Genomic DNA, 25,591 nt, shown 5'->3' with positions numbered 1-25,591 from the left:
AGACTGGAGAAAGTAAACAAACGGAAGAGAGGCTGAAAAGCCGGAGGGATAAATATGGATTTTACACATTTACATGTGCATACAGAATATAGCTTGCTGGATGGATCGGCGAAGATCAAGAGTCTGGTAAAGCGTGCGAAGGAACTGGGGTATGATTCACTTGCGATCACCGATCATGGCGTTATGTATGGAGTTATTGATTTTTATGAGGCAGCAAGGGCAGAGGGAATCAAGCCGATCATAGGCTGCGAGATCTATGTCAGTCCGGGGTCACGATTTGACCGTGAGAATACCAGAGGTGAGGAACGATATTATCATCTGGTGCTGCTCGCAGAAAACAATCAGGGATATAAGAACCTGTCTAAGATCGTATCCAGAGGTTTTACAGAGGGCTTTTATTATAAGCCGAGAGTAGATATGGAAGTGCTGGAACAATACCATGAGGGCATTATCGCGCTTTCGGCCTGTCTGGCGGGTGAGGTTGCCGTCAATTTAAGAAAGAACAACTATGAAGGAGCGAAAGAGGCAGCACTCCGTCATTTGAAGATATTTGGAGAAAACAATTATTTCCTTGAGATGCAGGATCATGGGCTGGCAGAGCAGGCGACGGTAAATGCAGGTGTTATGCGGTTGTCCAAAGAGCTGGGTATCCCGATGGTCGTAACGAATGATTCTCACTATATCCTTGCTGAGGACTGGGAGGCACACGATATCCTTCTGTGTATCCAGACAAACCGGAAGGTACATGAAGAAGATCGTATGCGCTATACAGGTGGACAGTATTATCTGAAATCCAAAGAAGAAATGTATGAGCTTTTCCCTTATGCGAAGGAGGCTCTTGCAAATACACAGAAGATTGCAGACCGTTGTAATGTAGAGATCGTATTTGGCGAGCAGAAGGTGCCGGAATTTGATGTGCCGGATGGACTGACGGCCGAGGAGTATCTGGAAAAGCTCTGTATGGAGGGAATCAGGAAGCGTTATAACCCGGTAACACCGGAGTTGATGGAGCGTCTGACCTATGAGATCAATACGATCAAGAAAATGGGATATGTAGATTATTTTCTGATCGTATCGGACTTTATAAGATATGCAAAGGATCATGGGATTGCTGTCGGACCCGGTCGTGGATCTGCGGCAGGCAGTATCGTAGCCTATTGCCTTGAGATCACAAATATTGACCCAATCCGTTATAACTTACTGTTTGAACGATTTCTGAACCCGGAGCGTGTATCCATGCCTGATATCGACGTGGATTTTTGTTACGAGAGAAGGCAGGAAGTTATCGATTATGTTGTCCGTAAATATGGAAAAGAAAAGGTCGTACAGATCGTAACCTTCCAGACGATGGCGGCACGAAATGTTATCCGTGATGTTGGTCGCGCGCTGGATCTCCCATATGCACTTTGTGATGCGGTAGCAAAGACGATCCCGATGGAGATCGGCATGAATATTGACACAGCTCTGAAGGTCAGCAAGGATCTGAAAGAGATGTATGAGGAAAATGCAGATGTCAAACAGTTGATCGATATGGCAAGAAAGTTAGAGGGACTTCCAAGAAATACCGGTATGCATGCGGCCGGTGTTGTGATCGGCAGAGATTCTATCGATGAATATGTACCGCTTGCAAGAGGCGGTGATGATTCGATCATCACCCAGTTTACAATGACAACGATCGAGCGATTAGGACTTCTGAAAATGGACTTTCTTGGACTTCGTACTCTGACCGTTATTCAGGATGCAGTAAAGTTTATAAAGCAGGAGACCGGAGTTGATATTGATATCGATCATATCGATTATGATGATAAAAAGGTATTTGAGTTGATTACGTCAGGTAAGACAGAGGGTATCTTCCAGCTTGAAAGTTCCGGTATGAAGAACTTCATGAAGGAGTTAAAGCCTCAGAGTCTGGAAGATGTCATAGCCGGAATCTCTCTGTACCGCCCGGGACCTATGGATTTTATTCCAAACTATATCAATGGTAAGGAACATCCGGAGAAGATTACCTATGACGTGCCGGAGCTTCAGGAGATCCTGGAACCAACCTATGGCTGTATTGTATATCAGGAGCAGGTTATGCAGATCGTTATGAAGCTTGCCGGATATACATTAGGACGAAGCGATCTGGTGCGCCGTGCCATGTCAAAGAAGAAAGCAGATGTCATGGCGAAGGAACGCCAGTATTTCGTATATGGAAATGAAGAATTAGGAGTGCCGGGCTGTATCGCCAGAGGCATCCCGGAGGCAACTGCAAATAAAATCTTCGATGATATGACGGATTTTGCAAAATATGCATTTAACAAATCTCATGCAGCAGCATATGCGGTTGTTGCCTATCAGACAGCATTTTTAAAATGCTATTATCCGGTTGAATTTATGGCGGCGCTGATGTCATCAGTAAAGGATAACAGTTCCAAGGTGGCGGGTTATATTCAGTCCTGCCGCCAGATGGGAATCCAGATCCTGCCGCCGGATATCAATGAAGGCTACAGCGGCTTCTCAGCAGCCAAGGGTGCGATACGATATGGTATGTCAGGGATCAAGAGTGTCGGAAGTGCAGTAGTAGACCGGATTGTAGAAGAACGGGAGGCAAATGGACCGTATAAAGACATGAAGGACTTTCTGGTTCGTATGACACCGAAGGAGACCAATAAGAAGACGGTAGAAGCATTGATCCTTGGAGGTGCATTTGACAGCTTTGGTGTGAAGAGACGCCAGATGATGATGGCATATCCGATGATGATCGATGAAGTCTATAAAGAGCGGAAAAATTCATCTGCAGGACAGATGTCATTTGCAGAATTTTTTGGCGGTGAGTTTGCAGAAGCGGCAAAGACGAAATTCCCGGATGTAGAGGAATATGACGAGCAGGAGAAGCTGGCACTTGAGAAATCTGTGCTTGGTATCTATATATCCGGCCACCCGCTTCTTGATTATGAGAAACTGATGAGTGAGAAAACGGCATTTTCATCGGTGGATTTCATGATCGATGAGGAAGAAGGACGGGCAAGAGTTCCGGATCAGAGTATCTGTATTCTTGGCGGCATGGTAGCAGGTGTTACGGTGAAGCTGACAAAGAACAATCAGAACATGGCATTTGTTACGTTGGAGGACATGGTCGGACAGACGGAGATCATTGTATTTCCAAAGAAATATGAAGATTACCGGGAGAAACTGACGGCAGATAATAAGATCTTTGTAAAGGGTCGGGCGACGGTTTCAGAGGAGGACGCGAAGCTGATCGCGGAAGAGATCCTGACCTTTGATGAAGTGGCGGCAGGAAATGATTTCAGCCGTTATAATAACAGTGGCAGGATGAAGCCTCGCAGAGAAAATACAGGAAAACCGGAATTTACAGAGGGTGATCTGCAGGTCTGGGTATGCTTTGATGATAGAAAAGAATATGATGAGCTGGAGAAAGAGTTCCTGTCAATCCTGGAAGAATATAAAGGAAACTGTCCGGTATATATATTCATCAAACAGGAAAAGCAATACAAGAATATGGGAAGGGGCTTTATGGTAGACGGAGCTTCCGGTATCGTAGACCGGCTGAAGCTGGAATATGGTGTCAGCCGTGTAACCGTTCGTCCGAATAAGAAGAAATAGCAGCGTTCGTGTCTGGATTGCTTACATGGCAGATCCTGAAGGATTGCTGGAAAAGAAAATGACAGGAGGATGCAGGTATGGAGATCATTACTGCAAATTCAAATCCTAAGATAAAGAATATCAACAAGTTAAATAAAAATGCGGCATTCCGCAAAGAAGAACAGGTATTTATAGTAGAAGGAAGCCGTATGTTCCGGGAACTTCCGGTTGACCGGGTAAAGCAGGTGTTTGTATCGGAAACGGCATATAGAAAATATGAAGCGGAGCTTTCTGTAAAAGGGATCACAGAACAGGACGGACGACTGGTTGTTGTATCAGACAGTGTGTTTCAGTCGATGTCACAGACGAAAACCCCGCAGGGACTTCTTGCTGTCGTGGATAGATATCATTACACGATGGATGATTTGATTTCTGCGATGGCTAAACATGAGGGTGGAAACACTTTTTTGGTGCTGGAATCCATACAGGATCCCGGTAATCTGGGTACGATCGTGCGGACAGCAGAGGCTGCTGACGTTACAGGTATTATCATTGGAGGGGATTCCTGTGATATATACAATCCTAAGGTGGTACGATCTACAATGGGAACGATCTTCCGGGTGCCATTTGTCTATGTGGATGATCTCATGGGTACGGTTGACCGGTTAAAGGAACATGGAATTGTTGTCTATGGGGCGCATCTGGACGGACAGGATCTGTACGCGGGAAAACTTGAAAAGAACAATGCATTCCTGATCGGAAATGAAGGAAACGGTCTGACCTATGAACTTTCTGCAAAGGCTGACCGCCTGATCCGTATTCCGATGGCGGGTCAGGTGGAATCCTTAAATGCTGCAATTTCAGCGACACTTCTTGCATATGAAGCATACAGGCAGCGAAAATGATCGGATAATAGACAAAACAAGACAAAAAAAGGCAGCATATCTTCTGGTATATAAGAATATATTTTATGGTATACATTCGAAGGGATATACCAGAAGGGAGAAAAAGCATGGAAAAAACATTAAACAATAACCAGGTGATCGTAGCGGGGGAGATCGCGTCAGACTTTACGTTCAGTCATGAGATCTTCGGAGAGGGATTTTATATGGTGGATCTTGTTGTTGCCAGACTGAGTGATACCTATGACGTAATACCACTTATGGTATCTGACCGGTTATTTGATGTAGAAAATTCCCATATTGGGGAAAAGGTGGTTGCAAGAGGACAGTTCCGTTCTTATAACAAACATGAGGAGACGAGAAACCGTCTGATCTTATCGGTATTTGTCAGGGAGATATCGGTACTGGATGATGAGGAGGGCGAAGCGGAAAACAAACCAAATCAGATTTATCTGGATGGTTATATCTGCAAGGAGCCGGTGTACCGTATGACACCACTTGGAAGAGAGATTGCAGATATTCTGCTTGCAGTTAACCGGGCATATGGCAAGAGTGACTATATTCCATGTATCTGCTGGGGCAGAAATGCAAGATTTGCAGGGAAGCTGAAGGTAGGGGAGCATGTTGCGGTCTGGGGCAGGATCCAGAGCCGGGAATATCAGAAACGGATCGGGAATGACCAGATCATCAGCAAGACGGCTTATGAGGTATCTGTCAGCAAAATGGAATGTCTGGAGTAGCATGGCAAAGGGACGGTAAAGCAATGAACAGGCAGGGAAAAGAAGTTGTTACATATTGACAGAAACAGACAGGAATGATATAGTAATTTTATCTAATGGAAAAAAGAAAATTCAGTAGAGGCGCGGTATTTATCAGTAAATATATGGATATATATGGAGGTAGATGATATGTGTTGAAAGGGGATACCGCCGAAGGAAGCAGTTATCCATAGGGCTGTAACCTGGTTGTGCAGCGAATAACTGTATGACTGTCATCGTCACAGATGGAGGGCTACTTTTTCAGAAAGTATATTATTTCTAAAGGTCGGCGCTCGCGTGCCGGCCTTTTATACTGTATAGAAGAAGTAAAATTGATTCCACGAGGATTTACAGGTTTTAGATTTTAAGGAGGAAAAATTTATGTCAATTTTTGAAGGTTCAGGTGTAGCGTTAGTAACACCATTTAAGGAGAATGGCGAGGTTGATTTCGATAAGATGAAGGAACTTGTTGAATTCCATATTGCAAATGGTACAGATGCCATTATCGTATGTGGAACAACAGGTGAAGCATCTACATTATCACATGAAGAACATCTCGCATGTATAAAGGCATGTGTAGAATATGTAGATCACAGAATCCCTGTTATCGCAGGTGCAGGTTCTAATTGTACAGGAACAGCTATTTACCTTTCTACAGAGGCAGAGAGCTATGGCGTAGATGGATTACTGTTAGTAACACCATATTACAACAAGGCAACCCAGAATGGTCTGATCGCACACTTTACAGCTATTGCGAATTCTGTAAAGATTCCAATTATCTTATACAATGTACCATCCCGTACAGGATGTAACATTCAGCCGGAGACAGCAGTTACACTTGCAAAGACTGTACCAAATATCGTAGGTATCAAGGAAGCGTCCGGTAATATCGCACAGGTAGTTAAGCTTGCAAAACTGGCAGATGGCTGTATCGATATTTATTCCGGTAACGATGATCAGGTAGTACCACTCCTGTCATTAGGTGGAAAGGGTGTTATCTCTGTAACAGCAAATATTGCTCCAAGAGATGTACATGATATGGTTAAGAAATTCATGGACGGCGATGTAAAGGGAAGTCTTGATATCCAGTTAAAGACGATCGATTTGTGTGAGGCATTGTTCTGTGAAGTAAATCCAATTCCTGTTAAGAAAGCAGTTGAGCTTATGGGCTTATGCGGCGGAACAATGAGAATGCCATTAACAGAGATGGAGCCTGCACATGTAGAGAAGTTAAAGGCCGCAATGACAGCGTACGGCTTACTTTAGAATAAAAAGAAAATACAGATGATCCGGTAGAGGATTAGGCTGTATGATATAAACAAAGATGGACAGAAGGGATACAGGAATCTGTCTGTAGTATATAAAATCCCGCAGGTTCTGCGGGATTTTTGTTTAGTTTGCGGGTGCTCAGCCAAAGCTCATGTCTGCATGAGAGATTTGGCGGCTGCTACGGCAGAATGAGAAAAACACAGGATAAATGGAGGAAAAGAAAATGGTTCGAATTATAATGCATGGATGTAATGGTAAGATGGGACAGGTGATCACAGGACTTGTAGCGGATGATCCGAATGCACAGATCGTTGCAGGCATTGATATCGCAGATAACAGAGATAACGGATATCCGGTATTTACAGATATTAAAAAGTGTGATGTGGCGGCAGATGTAATCGTTGACTTTGCAGCAGCAGTAGCAGTGGATGCACTTCTTGATTACAGCGTGGAAAAACAGATCCCGGTAGTTCTCTGTACAACCGGTTTAAGTGATGAACAGCTTGCAAAGGTAAAAGAATGCAGTGCAAAGGTTGCAATCTTAAAGTCAGCCAATATGTCACTTGGAATTAACACTTTGATGAAGCTGTTAAAGGATGCCGCAAATGTATTTGCACCGGCAGGCTATGATATCGAGATCGTTGAGAAGCATCATAACCAGAAGGTAGATGCACCATCCGGAACAGCGATAGCACTTGCGGATTCTATTAATGAAGCAAGAGGCGGAGAATATGAATATGTCTACGACAGAAGTCAGGTCAGAAAAAAGAGAGATAAGAAAGAGCTTGGTATCTCAGCCGTTCGTGGCGGAACGATTGTTGGAGAACATGAGGTCATCTTTGCGGGAATCGATGAAGTGATCGAGTTCAAGCATACAGCATATTCCAAGTCAGTATTTGCAAAGGGCGCAGTAGAAGCCGCAAAATTCCTGGCAGGAAAACCGGCAGGCATGTATGATATGGCAGATGTGATAGGATAGGAGAAACAATGAAACCAGAAAAGGTTGTATTATGTGCTAGTTCGAAGTACGAACAGAAATTTTATCTGAATGAGGAGTTTAAAGGACTTCCGGAAGAAATAAAAAAAGAATTAAAAATCATGTGTGTATTGTTTACAGAGGATGTAGGTGGTATACTGAGGCTTGAATTTGACCAGGAGGGAAGCCTGAATCTTGTAACAGAAGCATTTGATGAGGATTTGTTATATGATGAGATCGGATGTGAGTTGAAGATCAAGCAGTTACAGAAGGACAAGCAGCAGTTGTTTTCCAGTCTGGAATTGTTTTATAAGGTATTTTATCTGGAAGACTATTAGAGGTGAGAGATGCTATTTGCAATTGATGTAGGAAATACGAATATCACGATGGGATTATTTGACGGAGAAAAGTTAGAGAAGACATTCCGTATGACGACGGGAATATCGAGAACTTCAGATGAGTTTGGTGTATTTTTGGGAGAATTGCTTCGAATGAGAAATCTTCCGTTAGATGTAATTGATGAAGTTATTATTGCATCTGTAGTACCAAATGTGATGCATTCCCTGACAAATGGAATAAGAAAATATTTTAAGTTAGATCCTCTGATCGTGGAGCCTGGGGTAAAAACAGGTATTAATATTACGATTCCAAATCCAAGACAGCTTGGTGCAGACCGTATCGTAGATGCGGTAGCAGCGTACCATATGTATGGCGGACCTGTGCTGGTGATCGATTTTGGAACTGCAACCACATATGATCTGGTAAATGGAGATGGTTCATTTATAGCAGGTGTAACTTCACCGGGTATTCGCCTGGGTGCAAATGCATTATGGAGCGGAACAGCGAAGCTGCCGGAAATTGAGATCAAGGTGCCGGATACGGTACTGTGTAAGGATACGATCTCCAGTATGCAGGCAGGTGTATGTCTTGGCTATATCGGACAGACAGAATACATTGTAAAGCGTATGCGGAAGGAATCCGGCTTTGATAATATGAAGGTTGTTGCGACTGGTGGACTTGGTAAGATGATCTATGAGAATACCGACTGCATCGATACCTATGATCCGGATCTGACACTGTATGGTCTTCGAATTATTATGGATAAACAAAAACAGGCATAGGAGTATTTATGGATTTTACGAATAAACTTGTTTTAGCACCAATGGCTGGGGTATGTGACCAGCCATTTCGTTTGCTGGCGAAGGAACAGGGCTGCGATATTTTATACACGGAAATGATCAGTGCAAAGGGTTTGTACTATAATAATAAGAATACAGTTCCGCTTCTTGCGGTTTCCCCGGAAGAAGATCCGATCGGTGTGCAGTTATTTGGCTCAGACCCGGAGCTGCTTGCAGAGATGGCGAAGAAGATCGAAGACTGTGGATTTGCATTTGTCGATGTGAATATGGGATGTCCGGTTCCAAAGATTGTAAATAACGGCGAGGGGTCTGCGCTGATGAAGGATCCGTTGCTAATAGGAAAGATCGTATCAGCAATGACAAAAGCGTGTAAGCTGCCGATTACGATCAAGATCCGAAGCGGATTTGACGGCGGGCATATTAATGCGCCGGAAATCGCACATATAGCAGAGGAATGCGGTGCGGTTGCTGTGGCTGTTCATGGCAGGACCAGAGAACAGTATTATCATGGTCATGCAGACTGGGGCGTGATCGCAGACGTGAAAGCGGCTGTGAAGATTCCTGTGATCGGGAATGGCGATATCCTGACACCGGAGGATGTGATCCGGATGAAGGAACAGACAAATTGTGATGCCTTTATGATCGGAAGAGGTGCGCGCGGCAACCCATGGATCTTCCATGAATTAAAGACATACTTTGAGACCGGAGAGATTCCGGCAAGACCGGATAAGCAGCAGGTGAAGGAGACGATGCTCCGCCATGCCAGACTGATGATTGATTTTAAAGGGGAATTTACAGGAATCCATGAGATGCGGAAGCATGTGGCATGGTATTCGGCAGGTATGTATGATTCTTCCAGACTTCGGAATCTGATCAATCAGGTAGAGAGCTATGACGAGATGGTGGAACTGCTTGATGCATGGACCGATGGCTCCCTGTTTGAAGCAGGTGCAAAAGAGGATATGTAATAATTTTAGATGCATTTCTGATACAGTTTTGAAAATATTTTAAAATATATCCAGCGGATATTGCGAAAAACAGAGATGATTTCGAAATATTTACAGCTATATGCGTATATATTTCTGAATTGTTTCTGTTTTTTTAAGAAAAATTGCAGTTTTGATACTAAAAATTAAGAAATTCCCTTCGTGGAAGTGTCCAATGTGCTAAGTTGTTGCATAATTGTTAAGATGTTAAAATGTATAATATGCACAAATGATTAATATGTAAATTGGTTATAAATACCATAAAATAATGATAATAGATTTTGTAGCCACGACATAATTAATAAAAATAGCTGGTTTGCTTGACCTTTTGATTGTCAGGCATTATAATAACGATACAAACAAGAGTTAATCTTTTTGTAACAATTTCGAAACCGAAAAGAAATTAAGGAGAGAATATTATGAAGAAATTTTCAAGCTCCAGCCAGATGTTTTCTGAGAATCTTAAGAAATATCTGAAAAGAGCAGGTATTGCTGTAGTATCCACTTCCCTTGGAGTTGCATCTGTGATCGCATTTGCATCCGATGAATCAAAACTCCATTCCGATGCAAAAATGATAGCTGTATCCCAGCTTGAATCTACAGCAATTGAAGATACTAAGGTTGAATATTCTAAGATTGAATACACAGATTTACAGAAGTCAATCAAGGACGCTGAGTTATCAGCTAAGATTGAGAAGACCGGAAAAGTAACAGAAGCAGTTGCATTGGCAAAGAAAGAAGAAGTACCGACAGAGGATGCCACAATAGCTACAGAAGCAGAGCTTGCTTTTGCTGAGAAGGAAGATACAACAAGCGCAAACCTCGTAGAGGATGTTACAGAAGAGACTGCTGAAGAACCAACAGAGGAAGCATCCTCCGCAGATATCACTGCAGAAGATATTACAACCGAGCTGGTAACAACAGAGGACACAGAAGTAACAACTACAGAAGAAACAGAATTAGCAAAGTCAAACGGTAAGAAATCAAAGAAGAATACAACAGAAGCTACAGATAAAAAGCAGCAGACAGGAATCGAAGCAACAGAAGCTACAGAGGAAGCAACAGCAGGTGCAATTCTTGTAGAAGATGACAGCTATCAGCCGGGAACTTATCTTGGTACATTCACAACAACAGCTTACTGCGGATGTTCATACTGTTGTGGTAAGTCCGATGGAATTACAGCCAGCGGTACATATGCTACAGAAGGAAGAACCATTGCGGCACCAAGTAATTTTGCGTTTGGTACAGAACTTATCATTGATGGTCACACATATGTCGTAGAGGACAGAGGTGGTGCAATTCGTGGCAACAGAATCGATATTTTCTTCTCAAGCCATCAGGCAGCTTTAAACTACGGAAGAAGAACTGTTGACGTATATGTCAAATAATTCAGTACAGACAGAGCAGGACAGAACCCTTTGGGTTCTGTCCTTTCTTGTTGTGTGGCAACGATAAAGCCCATGTATGGTAACAGCTTTCTATGATCGGTTATGACCCATTTCGTTTCTATTCGATACACTCGCCTATTTGTCAGCAGTCGCCCTAACTCACCCTATGGGTTCGGACAAGGGCTTGGTGCTGACAGCTAGAGTGTATCTCATTACGAAACTACATGAATGTCATTCCCGATCATAGAAGACTGTTACTACATATGGGCTTTATCTGTTATACATATCATGCAGAAATTGTACTTGCATAAATTCCTATATGACGACCGATGTTCATCGAGCCGACAGATGAGATGTCATTGTTTATTATATGAGTAGTCCGGCAGTCAGGACCTTATGTCTGTTTATAGAATAAGATCAGATTAAAATGAACAAAATACCCAGTAATATTTGTAAGGATGGATAGTGGATTTTCATTGTGGGATCCGGTAGTTATTGGTATAATTAGTTTAACTGCGAATAAGAAGGATTGTTTCAGTGAGATCATGGCATGAGGGGATGGTATTGCTGGAACGGCTTTTGAGAAAAAGGAAGGAGAAGGTATGAGCAGACAAAGGGACAAATGGGTTACAAGGGTCATAGCATGGATGCTGTCATTTGCAATGGCAGTAAGCCTTGTAGTGATTCCTTCAGACAAGACAGAGGCAGCGGGGGAGACGATTGCGCTGTCTTACAGTACGGATCAGGTGACAGCAAGTGGAAATGTGGATAATCAGGTCAGCCTTGATCTTGGAAATGGCGGATACAGCGATCTGTCGGAGCTTAAGAGTGCGGGGCTTACCAAGCTTCGTGTCAGCTTCGAGGTATCATCAGTCAATGGAACGGGAAATATTGGCGGACAGGCATTTGTAAATGCGAAAGGAACATGGAAGGGTGAATGGATCAATGTGAATGCAGGCTCCGGCACTCAGACCGTAGAACTGGACCTGACACAATTCTATAGCAAATCCGGTCAGTTATATAATTTCGGTTTTCAGTTTGAAAATGTAACAAGTATTACATACAAGATTAAAGAGGCGGTTCTGGTAAACTCAGGCAGCAGTTCAGGTGGAGATTCCGGCAGCGGTTCCGATTCTTCTGATTTTGGAACAGAGAGAGAGTATTCATCAGGTGTGACAGCAACTGTGAAGAATCAGGGAACACCAAGCAATGACTGGTCAGGCTTTGAAATGGCGATCAACAATAATACGGGAGCATCAATCTGTGACTGGATCGTAGTGCTGCAGGTACCATCCGGTACGGCTTCGGCATTTAAGTGTTGGAATGCGACTTTTGTAGCAGATGGTGATACGATCTATATGTATCCGATGAAGAGTGGTGCAAATGCAGTTCTTGCAGCAGGAACAATGAAAAATGACATTCCGGGTGGCGGTTTCTCGTCAAAATATGTAGAGGCATCCAGTATTCAGGTGAAGGGAGTTTATTATAACAAAGGCACTTCATCCTCTGTGGATTATTCCAAAGGGGATACGAATGATAATACAGGCGGTTCCGGCGGTTCCGGTGGAACCTCATCCGGTGATACCACAACGAATAAAGATCTGGATGTAGAATTCAACTATGCAAAGGCATTGCAGGAAAGTCTGTATTTCTATGACGCAAATATGTGTGGTTATCTGGAAGACACCTGTGCACTTTCCTGGCGTGGAAACTGCCATACCTATGATAAAAATGTAACATATACAAAGAATGGAAAAACCTACAATGTAGATGCTTCCGGTGGTTTCCATGATGCAGGCGATCATGTGAAATTCGGACTTCCACAGGGATATGCAGCATCTATGCTTGGAATGAGCTATTATCAGTTCAAGGATGCATTTGACGAGCTTGGTCAGAAGGAACATCTGAAGAAGATCACGGATTATTTCTGCGATTACTTTAAGCGGTGTACAGTGTATGAGGGAGATCAGGTTATCGCATTCTGTTATCAGGTAGGTGACGGTAATACAGATCATGGTGTATGGACAGCACCGGAGGGACAGACGATCAGTCGTCCGGCATTCTTTGCAGATGCGAGCAATCCGGCTACAGATGAAGTGAGTGTTGCGATCGCAGCGCTGGCATTGAACTATATTAACTTTGGAAATAATGAGGATTTAAAGACAGCAAAGGATCTCTTTACATTTGTAGAGAAAAATAATAAAGCATGTGCAACCGAGGGCGCATCATCATTTTATGCGTCTACGTCATATGGTGATGACTATGCACTTGCAGCAAGTGCGCTTGCTGTTGCTACAGGCAATACCTCTTATAATTCAGTTTATAATACATACAAAGATAATTCCGGTAATGGTGTGAATCAGTACTGGGTGATCGACTGGGCAAATACCGGAGCACTGGCATGCATGCTGCAGAAGGATACTGCAAAGATTGCAAGCATTACAGATGTATGCAAAGGCAAGAGTGCCATCGATGGAGTATTTAACTGTGTTAGTGACTGGGGCTCCTGCAGATACAGTGCAGCAGAGCAGTTTACCGGTCTGGTATATGATAAGCTGACAGGAAAAACAACATATGCAGACTGGGCAACCAGTCAGATGAACTATATGTTAGGAGATAATCCGAATAAACGATGCTATATCGTAGGCTATAACGAGAACTCCAGTAAATATCCGCATCACAGAGCGGCATCCAGATCGACAGATTCGAAGATCATAAATAGTGATCATTATACGCTGCTTGGAGCATTGGTAGGAGGACCCGGGGCGGATGGAACCTATAAAGATGATCAGGGAGATTATTATTGCAATGAAGTAGCACTTGATTATAATGCCGGACTGGTTGGTGCGGCAGCAGGACTTTATCTGGTTCACAAGAATGATAAGACAGTAAAGTTATCTTATGCAAGGAAGAATGCAACGAATTATAGTACAAAGACAGCCTCTGCGGCAGAACTTGCTGCTGTAGGCGTGAAGACTTATTATGGAACAAATTCCGGTGATGATACAGAGGAAGAAGTAAAGGCAACAGCCATCAAACTGGATAGCCTGATCGTTGAATTAACAGAAGGACTTGATACTACGATCCGCGCAACGGTTACTCCAAAGACTGCAGAACAGAAGGTGACATGGAAATCTGAAAACGAGAAGGTAGCGACTGTTTCGGAAACAGGAAAGGTAACTGCGGTCGGAGCAGGTGAGACAACTGTGACAGCTACAACGACAGATGGAACAAATCTCACAGCAAGCTGCAGGGTGACAGTAAAGGCTGCACCAAAGGCAGAATTTGTTATAGATCAGACAGCTTTAACCTGTGCTCCTGTTATTTATGGATATGAAGCAGGATCGACAGCGTCACTGGTATTAGAGAATAAGGGAAATGATACAGGATCTGTAAAGATACAGTTAGAAAAAAACACAGACAGTCCATTTGAAATATCCGGTGATACATCCATAAAGGTTGCAGCGTCAGATAAGACAACTGTGGTTGTGGCATTAAAGACAGGTAAGGATACAGGCTCTTACAGTGATAATCTGTTGATAGAGGCAGATAACGGACAGTCCTATCAGATTCCGGTATCTGCAACGGTTGAGAAATGTCCGGTAACGGGTATTACATTCCCGACAGCAGGAATGATCGTAACCGGTCAGACACTTTCCGAGTCGAAGTTATCTGGTGGAGATGAGACCTATGGAACATTTGTATGGGCAGATGCAGCAGCGAAACCGGAACGAGGAACGTATCAGGGACAGGTGGTATTAACCCTTCGTTCCGATGCAAAGAAGAATTATGCATTTGATCAGATCACAGGGTATGATGCAGCAGCAGGAACGATCACACAGAATGTGACGGTAACAGTCAGCAGAGCAGGACTTCCGGCTATCACGTTCCCGGAGGCTTCCGAGCTGGTATATGGACAGAAGCTTTCTGATTCTACTTTTGCAGGCGGTTCAACCGAGTATGGAACATTTGCATGGAGCACCCCGGATGTAACAATGGGCGAACAGGAAGTAGCAAATGGTATCAATCAGTATGAGGTTGTATTTACATGGAGTGATACAAGCAAAAAACAGTATCAGATCGAGGACTCTGATGAAGATGCTGTTTATAAAAAGATGGTTTCTGTAAAAGTACGAAAGGCAGAACAGACAGTAGTTCCGGATGCTGTGACACTTCTTGCAAGAACAAAGGATACGATCCGGATCTCCGGTCAGGCGGGTGTCCGGTATTCAGTGGATGGAACAACGTGGAAGCGGGCAGCTTCCAATGGAGAGACAATTGAATTTGCCGGATTACGAAGCTTTACAAAGTATACAGTTTCAGGCAGCTATGCAGAAACTGCAACTGCATATGCAGGAAAAACAGTGGAATTGCTTACGGTATATACACTTGTTCAGGATCCAAATACGATCGATATAGCAAAGATTGCGGACAAAGAATATCAGGATGCATTACGGACAGATGATGGCAGAACAACAGTCAGCTATACGGAACCGGTTCTCACACTTACGGAAGATGGCAGGGACTATGTGATTACAGGAAAGAATAAGGAGCTTGTTATTAAGGCAGGTAGAGCAACAAAGATCACATTGGATCAGGCGGAGGTTGGAGCCGTTGCAATCATCGGAAATGCAGATGGTAAGACGGAGATCATAAGAAAAGGAACGGTAACGATCGCAGGTAATGTCGAGACGGATGGCGGACTTGTGATCAGTGGAAATGGATCCCTTACAGTATCCGGTAAGATATCTGCAGCAGGAGATATAACGATCAAAGGCGGAAAGGTATCGGTTGATGATGGTATCTCAGCAGGTGGTACAGTTCTGATCCGGGATGCAGAGCTTGCTGCAGGAACAGATGAGACAGGAACGGCGATCAAAGCAGATACTGTACGGATCGAGGATTCCAAGGTAACGGTCGGAGCAGATCAGGTTACGAAGAAACCACCGATCAAATCAGACAATATTATTCTGGTTGGAGACAATACAGTAGCATCCTCTTCAGGTTCAAAGGATATCTTTTCATCGAAACCAAAGGATGAAAATGGAGATGAGATCCCGGATACAATCCTGATCGAGAAGATCACGTTAAACAAGACCAGCGTGGTATTAAATATTGGTGATACAGAACGGATCGCAGTAGCGGCCGTTATACCGGCAAATGCAACACGGAAGACATTTGACTGGAAGAGCAGCAACGAGAAAGTGGCAAGTGTATCGCAGACCGGTGAAGTGAAGGGCGTAAGTGCCGGAACTGCGGTTATTACGGTAACTGCGAAGGACGGAAGTGGTGTTACAGGCTCCTGCACCGTTACGGTAAAGAAAGAAACAGTAACACCGACACCAACACCGAATCCGGAAAAGCCGACAACCGAGAAACCGACGACCGAAAAGCCGACGACCGATGAACCAACAACAGAAGCACCAAAGAAGACGGTCAAACCGGCAAAGGTCAAGATCCAGGCAGCAACTAAAAAAATCGCTCCGGGAAAGAAGCTGACTTTGAAAGCAACCGTTACACCTAAGAAAGCGACAAATAAGAAGGTAAAATGGACGATCTGTAAATCGGATAAGAAATATGCATCTATTAACAGCAAGGGTGTGCTGACAGTGAAGAAAGCTGCTAAGGGAAAGACGATCAAGGTAACAGTAACAGCGGTTGGCAACAGCAAGGTGAAAGCAACCTATACGGTTAAGGTTATGAAAAAGGCAGTTAAGAAGGTTACGATCACATCGAAGAAAAAGGCAGTAAAGAAAGTAACGATCAAGAAGAAACAGTCTATAACCTTAAAAGCAAAGCTGACTCCGACAAAGGGAATCAGTAAAGAAGTGACATGGACCTCCAGCAATCCGAAGGTTGCAAAGGTAACAGCTAAGGGTAAGGTAACCGGAAAGAAGAAGGGAACGGTTAAGATCACAGCAAAAGCAAAAGATGGAAGTGGTAAGAAAGCAACCATCACCATTAAGGTAAAATAATTTATTCTATTTGTAACAGATGGAAGAAGACAATACAGATGGCGGAAGATCGATCAATTCTATAAAATATAAAAAACAGATTTGAGAGATGCTTCCGCCATCTTGTGTTTTGAAAATGGGTATGCTATAATGTGGACGCTTGCAGGTTGATTTCAGTATATCTGGATGAAAGCATCAGAAAAGGAAAGCCTGCATAAGTCAAAAGAGTAAATAAAATAGAAGGAGAGTGCCATATGGAATTGATATACAGAAGTACAAGAAATGCAAATGAAACAGCAACCGCATCAGAAGCAATCTTAAAAGGTCTTGCAAATGAAGGAGGATTATTTGTTCCTGACAGTATTCCTGCTCTTGATGTCAGTCTTACAGATCTGGCGCAGATGAACTATCAGCAGGTTGCTTATGAAGTAATGAAGCTGATGTTTACGGATTTTACAGAAGAAGAGTTAAAGCATTGTATCAATTCAGCATATGACAAGAAATTTGATACACCGGAGATCGCACCACTCGTACATAAAGCAGGTGCATATTATCTGGAATTATTCCACGGTTCAACGATTGCATTTAAGGATATGGCATTATCCATTCTTCCTTATCTGCTTACAACATCCGCAAAGAAGAATCATGTAAAGAACGAGATCGTTATTCTGACAGCTACTTCCGGTGATACAGGAAAGGCAGCACTTGCAGGATTTGCAGATGTACCGGGAACAAAGATCATCGTATTCTATCCAAAGCATGGTGTAAGCCCGATCCAGGAGAAGCAGATGGTAACCCAGAAGGGTGAAAACACATTTGTCGTAGGAATTACAGGCAACTTCGATGACGCACAGACAGGTGTTAAGAAGATGTTCTCAGATGAGAAGCTTGCTTCATACATGGACGAGAAAGGATATCAGTTCTCATCCGCCAATTCAATCAATATCGGACGTCTGGTTCCACAGATGGTTTATTATGTATATGCATATACAAGATTGGTTAAGGACGGTACGATCCAGGCTGGCGACAAGATCAATGTTGTTGTACCAACCGGTAACTTTGGAAATATCCTTGCAGCATATTATGCAAAAGAAATGGGACTTCCGATCGCGAAGTTCGTATGTGCATCAAATGACAATAAGGTATTATATGATTTCTTTACAACAGGTACTTATGACAGAAATCGTGAATTTATCTTAACAACATCACCATCTATGGATATCCTGATCTCAAGCAACTTAGAGAGACTGATCTACAAGATCGCAGGAAATGATGCAGAGAAGAATGCAGCACTGATGAAGCAGTTAAGCACAGAAGGTGTATATACGATCACAGATGAGATGAAAGCAAAGCTTGCTGAATTTGCGGGCGGTTATGCAACAGAAGCAGAAACCTCGGCAACGATCAAGAAAGTATATGAGTCGGATTCTTATATCATGGATACACATACAGCAGTAGCAGCAACCGTATATGACAAGTATGTAAAAGAAACAGGAGATAAGACTCCTACGGTTATCGCTTCTACAGCAAGCCCATACAAGTTTACAAGAAGTGTTATGGAATCTATCGATGAAGCTTATGCGGCAAAGAGTGACTTTGAATTAGTCGATGAGCTCTGCAAGTTATCCGGTGTAAAGGTTCCACAGGCAATCGAGGACATCCGTACAGCTCCTGTTCTTCACGACACAGTATGTGACAAAGAAGAAATGGAGAGCGTCGTAAAGAAGTTCTTAAACATCTAAAAACAGATGCCGGTCAGATATGACAGGCAATACAGAAACAGAATAACTGACAGTTCATTAATACCATCCTGTCACTAAACAAAACTAGGAAAAACGCGCATGAAGGGCATTTTCCTATATGCGCGTTTTTTACATAGGAATGTTATATTGCACAGCTGTCAGCTTGTACGATGTAATAAGCATCGACATTTGTGTAGTTTCGTTATGAGACCTGCACTAGCTGTCAGCACCAAGCCCATGTTTGAACCCGTATGGGTGAGTTTGGGCGACTGCTGACAAATAGGCGTGCAGGTCGAATAGAAACGAAACAAGTCGGGCGATTACATCGTACAAGCTGACAACTGTGCAATATAACATTCGAAAATAAAAGAAAGAGGAAGATATGTACAGTTTAAAGACAAATTCAAGTTTTGACAGCGCGCATTTCCTTGCGGGCTATGAGGGTAAATGCAGAAATCTGCACGGACACCGCTGGACGGTTGAAGTTGAAGTCGGCGGCGAGAAGCTGATGCAGGACGGACAGACCAGAGGCATGGTTGTAGATTTTGGAGATCTGAAAAAGGATCTCAGAGAGAAAACAGAAGAGATGGATCATTGCCTGATCATGGAGAAAGGTACATTGAAGGAAAAGACGATGGAAGCACTGGCAGAAGAACAGTTCCGTATCATCGAGCTTCCGATGCGTCCGACAGCAGAGAATCTGGCAAAGTATTTTTATGAATATATGGCAGATAAGGGATATCAGGTGCTTCGTACCACAGTTTATGAGACCCCGACCAATGCAGCAACTTATGCGGAAGCATAATAAAAGAAAATGATAATAAATGAAATCGATCAAAGGTGTCATATCAGAGATATGACATCGAAGAATACCATATACAAAAAGTAAGAAGGAAATAAAAATGGCAAAATATAAAGTAGCGGAACGATTTGTCAGCATCAACGGTGAATCCGTAAAAGCCGGAGAACTGGCGGTATTTATTCGTTTTACAGGCTGTAACTTAAATTGCAGTTACTGTGATACCAAATGGGCAAATGAAGCAGATGCCCCATACGAAGAACTGACGGATGAAGAAATCTATGACTATATTAAGCGAACCGGAGTCAGAAACGTGACATTAACCGGTGGAGAACCATTGATCCAGAAGGATATCGATAAGCTGCTCCTGATGCTGGCGATGGATGAGGAACTTCAGGTAGAAGTAGAGACAAACGGAAGTGTGGATATCGCAGAGTTTAAAGCACTGACAGACCGGGTAGCATTTACACTTGATTATAAGCTTCCGGGAAGCGGAATGGAAAGTAATATGTGCTTTTCAAATTATAACTACATTGATAAGAAGGATGCGGTAAAGTTCGTATCCGGCTCGATCAAGGATCTGGAAACAGCAAGAGACATTATTCATGAATGGGCATTGGATATCAAATCAAACGTCTATATCAGTCCGGTATACGGTAAGATCAATCCGGAGGATATCGTTGATTTTATGATCGAGAATGAAATGAATGGTGTAAAATTACAGTTACAGCTTCATAAGTATATCTGGGATCCGGAGATGCGCGGAGTGTAAAACGGATGAAACCGCAGGTATCGATATTAACGTATTATTTGGATAATAGATTAAGAGTAATAAGAGAATGGAGTAGAAATGGCAATTGATAAAGAAGCAATAAAGGAGCATATACGTGGAATCCTTGTAGCACTTGGTGATGACCCTGACCGGGAAGGCTTAAAAGAGACACCGGACCGTGTTGCGCGAATGTATGAAGAAGTATTTGAGGGAATGAATTATACCAACGATGAGATTGCTGAGATGTTTGGCAAGACATTCAAAGAGGAAGATGCAGCACATACAAGTGATATGGTATTCGTAAAGGATATCGAGGTGTTTAGCTACTGCGAACATCATATGGCACTGATGTATGATATGAAGGTGTCAGTGGCATACATCCCACATGGCAGGGTCTTAGGACTCAGCAAAATCGCACGGATCGCAGACATGGTAGCGAAGCGGTTGCAGCTTCAGGAGCGGATCGGATCCGATATCGCATATGTGGTTGGAAAGGCAGCAGGCTCACCGGATGTAGCCGTACTGATCGAGGCAAATCATAGCTGCATGACAGCAAGGGGCATTAAGAAGCCGGGAACGAAGACTTATACAACGACGTTCCGTGGTGCATTTGAGAATGATGTGAATTTACAGAATAAAGTATTGATGATGAACCGATAGGAGGATATGAAAGATGCAGAATTTGAAGAACAGAGATGAAGCAGTTGTTGTATTCAGTGGTGGACAGGACAGTACGACCTGTCTGTTATGGGCACTTAAGAAGTATAAAAAAGTATACGCAGTATCATTTGACTATGGACAAAAGCATATAAAAGAATTAGAATGTGCAAAGAAGATTGCTGAAAAATTTGGAGTAGAGCATCATATTCTGGATATGAGTCTGTTGAATCAGCTTGCACCAAATTCATTGACAAGAAGTGAGATGAAAGTAGACGAGAATGCACCGGAGGTCGGTACACCGAATACATTTGTAGATGGAAGAAATATGGTATTCCTGACATTTGTAGCGATTTATGCGAAGCAGAAGGGCGTCAGCGACATTATAACCGGTGTCAGCCAGAGTGATTTCTCCGGCTATCCTGACTGTAGAGATATTTTCATCAAATCATTGAATACAACACTGAATCTTGCGATGGACTATGAATTCGATATCATCACACCATTGATGTGGATCGATAAGATGGAGACCTGGAAGCTGGCAGATGAACTCGGCGGACTCGATGTTATTAGAGATATGACCCTTACCTGTTATAATGGTATTCCGGGTGAAGGATGCGGCCATTGTCCATCCTGTAAGCTCAGAAAAAAGGGATATGATCTTTACATGGAATATAAAAAGAATCACAATGCATAAAGCATAAGTCAGACGGGAACAGAGCAATCGGATAAATGTGTTCCTGTAAACAGTAATGAGGTATGAATATGAAGAAGATGCTGTTTATTGTAAATCCCAAAGCGGGACGAACAACTTTGAAGAATTGTCTTATAGATGTGATAGATGTCTTTTGCAAGAAAGAATATGAAGTCAGAATTTATCTGACACAGGGAGTCGGCGATGCTGCCCGTGTCGTAAAAGAAGAAGGAGAGAAGTACGATGTGATCGTATGTGCCGGAGGTGACGGAACTCTTGGTAATACGGTTACAGGATTTATGGAATGTGGACTGAATCGGCCGCTGGGATATATCCCATGTGGCTCGACAAATGATTATGCCAGAAGCCTTGAGATTCCAAAGGAAGCAATCGAGGCAGCGGAACAGCTTGTCGCGGCCGCACCTTTTTCGGTAGATGTCGGAGAACTGAATAAGAATTATTTTGTCTATGTTGCGGCGTTTGGCATTTTTTCGGATACATCTTATGCAACCCCTCAGAATATGAAGAATATTTTAGGACATGCTGCATATGTATTACAGGGTATGAAGAGTCTTGTAAATGTTCCGACATATAATCTGAAGATTGAATTTAATAACCAGACATATACCGGTGAGTTCATGTTCGGTATGATATCGAATTCAGTATCGGTTGGCGGATATAAGAGTCTGACCAGCCATGGAGTTGAATTCGACGATGGCTTGTTTGAAGGGGTTCTGATCCGTAAGATCCAGAATCTTGCAGATCTCCAGAGAATCATCAATTCGCTGCTCCTTGGAAATACAAATGAGACGAATATGGTGGCATTCCGTACGAATCGTGTTGTGATCGAGAGCGAAGAGCCGATCGCATGGACCCTGGATGGTGAATATGGTGGAGAATATACCAGATCAGAGATATCGGTTCACAGACGGGCAATCGCTCTACTGGTATCACCGGAAGAAGAAAAAGAAGAAGTTAAGTAGTTCAAACTGAGTTGAAAGAAAGAGGTTTACAGTTATGGGTAAATATTTTGGAACAGATGGATTCAGAGGTGAAGCAAATAAGGATCTTACTGTACAGCACAGCTTCAAGGTCGGACGTTATCTTGGCTATTATTATGGCAAGAAGAATCCGGAAGGCAAGGCAAAGGTGGTTATCGGTAAGGATACCAGACGTTCAAGTTATATGTTTGAATATGCGCTGGTTGCAGGCTTAACGGCAAGTGGTGCAGATGTATATCTGATGCATGTAACACCGACACCGAGTGTTTCCTATATTGTCAGAACCGATGGTTTTGACTGTGGAATCATGATCTCGGCAAGCCATAATCCATACTATGACAATGGTATCAAGATCATCAATGGCATGGGTTACAAATTAGAGGCTGCGGTTGAAGAAGAGATCGAGCGTTATATCGATGGAGAGATTCCGGAGATTCCACTGGCTACAAAAGAAAATATCGGATGCACAGTTGATTACTCTATGGGAAGAAACCGTTACATGGGATACCTGATGACGATCCCTACCCGATCCTTTAAGAATATGCGGGTTGGACTGGACTGCGCAAACGGTGCAGCCTATCAGGTTGCAAAGGCAGTATTTGATGCACTCGGAGCAAAGACCTATGTAATCAATAATGATCCGGACGGAACCAATATCAATACAAATTGTGGATCTACCCATATTGAGGGACTGCAGAAGTTTGTAGTAGAAAAAGGACTGGATGTAGGATTTGCTTATGACGGTGATGCAGATCGTTGTCTGTGTGTTGATGATAAGGGTGAGTTAGTAGACGGAGATAAGATCCTGTATGTCTGCGGACGTTATATGAAGGAACGTGGAGAACTGAATAAGAATACGATCGTAACAACGATCATGTCAAACCTTGGCTTATATAAAGCACTGGATAAGAAGGGAATCTCTTATGATAAGACAGCAGTCGGTGACAAATATGTATTTGAATCCATGATGGAGCATGGATATTCTATCGGCGGCGAACAGTCCGGACATATCATTTTCTCCAAATATGCAACGACCGGAGATGGTGTATTGACGTCTTTGAAGATCATGGAAGTTATTCTGGAACGCAAATGTAAATTATCAGAGTGCTTCAAGAGCCTGACGATCTTCCCGCAGCTTCTGGTAAATGTAAAGGTATCCAGTAAGGATGCGGTTATGAATGATCCGGATGTGCAGGCATTAAATCAGAAGATCGCAGAGGAGCTTGGTTCTGACGGAAGACTTCTTCTTCGCCAGAGCGGAACAGAACCGCTTATTCGTGTTATGGTAGAAGCAGAGAGTGATGAACTCTGCAACAAATATGTATATCAGATGGTAGATCTGATCAAAGAGAAAGGTTATGCAATATAGAGAAAATGGCTGTTAATTTCCGGAATAATTTTTCACATTCCAACATTGACAGAAAAACAGAAAACGTATAAAGTCTTAGTGTGTTAAAAAATAAAATACGAGAGGCAAAACATGAACGAGAATATAAGATCCCATTATTTTGAGAATGATGACAAGATGCATGAAGAATGTGGTGTTTTCGGAATGTATGATTTTGACAACAATGATGTTGCAACCTCCATTTATTATGGATTGTTTGCATTGCAGCATCGAGGACAGGAGAGCTGTGGTATCGCAGTATCAGACACGGAAGGTCCCAAGGGGAAGGTAAGCTCCATGAAGGGCATGGGTCTGGTAAACGAGGTGTACACACCGGAATCCTTTGAGAAATTAAAAGGGAATATCGGTGTCGGACATGTCAGATATTCAACTGCCGGCGCGAGTACGATAGAAAATGCTCAGCCATTAGTCTTAAACTATGTAAAAGGTACACTTGGTCTTGCACACAACGGTAATCTGATCAATGCGCCGGAGCTTCGTAAGGAACTGGCACTTACAGGTGCGATCTTCCAGACGACGATCGACTCCGAGGTTATTGCTTATCATATCGCAAGAGAACGTGTGAACAGTGCAAGTGCCGAGGAAGCAGTTATGAAAGCACTCAGAAAAGTGAAGGGATCTTATTCACTTGTAGTAATGAGTCCAAGAAAGCTGATTGGAGCCAGAGATCCATTTGGATTCCGCCCGCTCTGTATCGGAAAACGTGATAATGCCTATATTCTTGCATCGGAAAGCTGCGCCCTTGATACGATCGGTGCAGAATTTATCCGTGATGTAGAGCCCGGAGAAGTCGTAACGATCTCGCCTGAGTATGGTATTCAGTCCTATAAGGACATGTGTCAGGAGAAGCATGCAAGATGTATCTTTGAATATATCTATTTTGCCCGTCCGGATTCCGTATTTGACGGAATGGGAATCTATGAATCCCGACTGATCGCGGGAAGATGTCTTGCAAAGGATAGTCCGGTAGATGCAGATATGGTTGTAGGTGTTCCGGAATCGGGAAATGCAGCAGCTCAGGGATATTCACTGGAATCCGGCATTCCATACGGAACGGCATTTGTCAAGAATGGCTATGTCGGCAGAACATTCATCAAGCCACAGCAGAGCCAGAGAGAGTCCAGTGTCCGCGTGAAGTTAAATGTATTAAAAGAAGCGGTAAAGGGCAAGCGTATCATTATGATCGATGATTCCATTGTCAGAGGTACAACCTCAGACCGTATCGTAGGAATGCTTCGCGAGGCTGGCGCAAAGGAAGTTCATGTAAGGATCAGTTCGCCTCCGTTCTTATATCCTTGTTATTTTGGAACGGATATCCCGGATAGAGAGCAGTTGATCGCATATAACCGTTCGGTTGATGAGATCTGCAAGATTATCGGCGCCGATTCCCTTGCTTATCTTCGCAAGGAGCGGCTGGTAGAGATCTCCGGTGGAAGACAGTACTGCCACGGCTGCTTTACAGGGGAATATCCGATGGAGCCACCAAAGGAAGATATCCGCGGAGAACATGAGAATTTCAAACGCGGTGAAGATTCAAAAGTAAAATAAAGAAATACAGGAG

At 43.1% G+C, this 25,591-nt stretch carries 18 protein-coding genes and 1 riboswitch; all 18 genes read left to right on the top strand.

The window, feature by feature from the left end; all coding sequences use genetic code 11:
- The first annotated feature begins 54 nt into the window (after nt 1–54).
- The 18 genes from WKT03_RS06200 (at nt 55) to purF (ending at nt 25,578) form a co-directional block, all read left to right on the top strand.
- The gene (locus WKT03_RS06200; protein WP_118674931.1) at nt 55–3,606 is read left to right on the top strand and encodes a DNA polymerase III subunit alpha; all 3,552 of its coding nucleotides are present in this window, start codon (nt 55–57) and stop codon (nt 3,604–3,606) included.
- An 83-nt stretch (nt 3,607–3,689) separates the two neighbouring features.
- On the top strand, nt 3,690–4,490 hold the full coding sequence (gene rlmB, locus WKT03_RS06195) for a 23S rRNA (guanosine(2251)-2'-O)-methyltransferase RlmB (RefSeq protein ID WP_118675115.1): 801 nt from the start codon (nt 3,690–3,692) through the stop codon (nt 4,488–4,490).
- Between the two features lie 107 nt (nt 4,491–4,597).
- The gene (locus WKT03_RS06190; protein WP_021944844.1) at nt 4,598–5,227 is read left to right on the top strand and encodes a single-stranded DNA-binding protein; all 630 of its coding nucleotides are present in this window, start codon (nt 4,598–4,600) and stop codon (nt 5,225–5,227) included.
- A 107-nt stretch (nt 5,228–5,334) separates the two neighbouring features.
- Nucleotides 5,335–5,509, top strand: a riboswitch (Lysine riboswitch).
- Between the two features lie 117 nt (nt 5,510–5,626).
- Entirely contained in the window at nt 5,627–6,511 is an 885-nt protein-coding gene (gene dapA, locus WKT03_RS06185; protein ID WP_021944845.1) for a 4-hydroxy-tetrahydrodipicolinate synthase, read from the top strand.
- A 226-nt stretch (nt 6,512–6,737) separates the two neighbouring features.
- Nucleotides 6,738–7,493, top strand: coding sequence for a 4-hydroxy-tetrahydrodipicolinate reductase (dapB, locus tag WKT03_RS06180; protein WP_021944846.1), 756 nt, complete (start codon nt 6,738–6,740; stop codon nt 7,491–7,493).
- 8 nt (nt 7,494–7,501) lie between these two features.
- Nucleotides 7,502–7,828, top strand: a complete 327-nt coding sequence (locus WKT03_RS06175) for a DUF6145 family protein (protein WP_008401359.1) — start codon at nt 7,502–7,504, stop codon at nt 7,826–7,828.
- Nucleotides 7,829–7,837: 9 nt separating this feature from the next.
- Nucleotides 7,838–8,611 carry a type III pantothenate kinase gene (locus WKT03_RS06170; protein ID WP_021944847.1) on the top strand — a complete coding sequence of 258 codons (774 nt, stop codon included), beginning with the start codon at nt 7,838–7,840 and terminating at the stop codon, nt 8,609–8,611.
- 8 nt (nt 8,612–8,619) lie between these two features.
- Nucleotides 8,620–9,597 (top strand): tRNA dihydrouridine synthase DusB, encoded by a 978-nt coding sequence (gene dusB / locus WKT03_RS06165; RefSeq protein ID WP_340391215.1) that lies wholly within the window; start codon nt 8,620–8,622, stop codon nt 9,595–9,597.
- A gap of 437 nt (nt 9,598–10,034) precedes the next feature.
- On the top strand, nt 10,035–11,003 hold the full coding sequence (locus WKT03_RS06160) for a 3D domain-containing protein (RefSeq protein WP_243100470.1): 969 nt from the start codon (nt 10,035–10,037) through the stop codon (nt 11,001–11,003).
- 602 nt (nt 11,004–11,605) lie between these two features.
- A complete protein-coding gene (locus WKT03_RS06155; protein WP_340391214.1) occupies nt 11,606–16,978 on the top strand; it encodes a glycoside hydrolase family 9 protein in 5,373 nt (1,790 codons plus the stop codon).
- 233 nt (nt 16,979–17,211) lie between these two features.
- Nucleotides 17,212–18,699 (top strand): threonine synthase, encoded by a 1,488-nt coding sequence (thrC, locus tag WKT03_RS06150; RefSeq protein ID WP_118674921.1) that lies wholly within the window; start codon nt 17,212–17,214, stop codon nt 18,697–18,699.
- Between the two features lie 382 nt (nt 18,700–19,081).
- Nucleotides 19,082–19,504: a 6-carboxytetrahydropterin synthase QueD gene (gene queD / locus WKT03_RS06145; protein WP_118674919.1), complete on the top strand. Its 423-nt coding sequence runs from the start codon at nt 19,082–19,084 to the stop codon at nt 19,502–19,504.
- A 97-nt stretch (nt 19,505–19,601) separates the two neighbouring features.
- A complete protein-coding gene (queE, locus tag WKT03_RS06140; RefSeq protein ID WP_118674917.1) occupies nt 19,602–20,270 on the top strand; it encodes a putative 7-carboxy-7-deazaguanine synthase QueE in 669 nt (222 codons plus the stop codon).
- 78 nt (nt 20,271–20,348) lie between these two features.
- Nucleotides 20,349–20,930, top strand: a complete 582-nt coding sequence (folE, locus tag WKT03_RS06135) for a GTP cyclohydrolase I FolE (RefSeq protein WP_008401371.1) — start codon at nt 20,349–20,351, stop codon at nt 20,928–20,930.
- Nucleotides 20,931–20,943: 13 nt separating this feature from the next.
- Nucleotides 20,944–21,624 carry a 7-cyano-7-deazaguanine synthase QueC gene (queC, locus tag WKT03_RS06130; protein ID WP_021944852.1) on the top strand — a complete coding sequence of 227 codons (681 nt, stop codon included), beginning with the start codon at nt 20,944–20,946 and terminating at the stop codon, nt 21,622–21,624.
- Nucleotides 21,625–21,692: 68 nt separating this feature from the next.
- Nucleotides 21,693–22,604 carry a diacylglycerol/lipid kinase family protein gene (locus tag WKT03_RS06125; protein WP_021944853.1) on the top strand — a complete coding sequence of 304 codons (912 nt, stop codon included), beginning with the start codon at nt 21,693–21,695 and terminating at the stop codon, nt 22,602–22,604.
- Between the two features lie 34 nt (nt 22,605–22,638).
- Nucleotides 22,639–23,991, top strand: coding sequence for a phosphoglucosamine mutase (glmM, locus tag WKT03_RS06120; RefSeq protein WP_008401374.1), 1,353 nt, complete (start codon nt 22,639–22,641; stop codon nt 23,989–23,991).
- Between the two features lie 111 nt (nt 23,992–24,102).
- The gene (gene purF / locus WKT03_RS06115) at nt 24,103–25,578 is read left to right on the top strand and encodes an amidophosphoribosyltransferase (RefSeq protein ID WP_008401375.1); all 1,476 of its coding nucleotides are present in this window, start codon (nt 24,103–24,105) and stop codon (nt 25,576–25,578) included.
- The last annotated feature ends 13 nt before the right edge of the window (nt 25,579–25,591 follow it).

This window comes from Coprococcus sp. HCN-4056, from assembly GCF_037892645.1.
GTDB classification, from domain to species: domain Bacteria; phylum Bacillota; class Clostridia; order Lachnospirales; family Lachnospiraceae; genus Coprococcus; species Coprococcus ammoniilyticus.
This window is presented reverse-complemented; position numbering and strand designations above follow the sequence as displayed.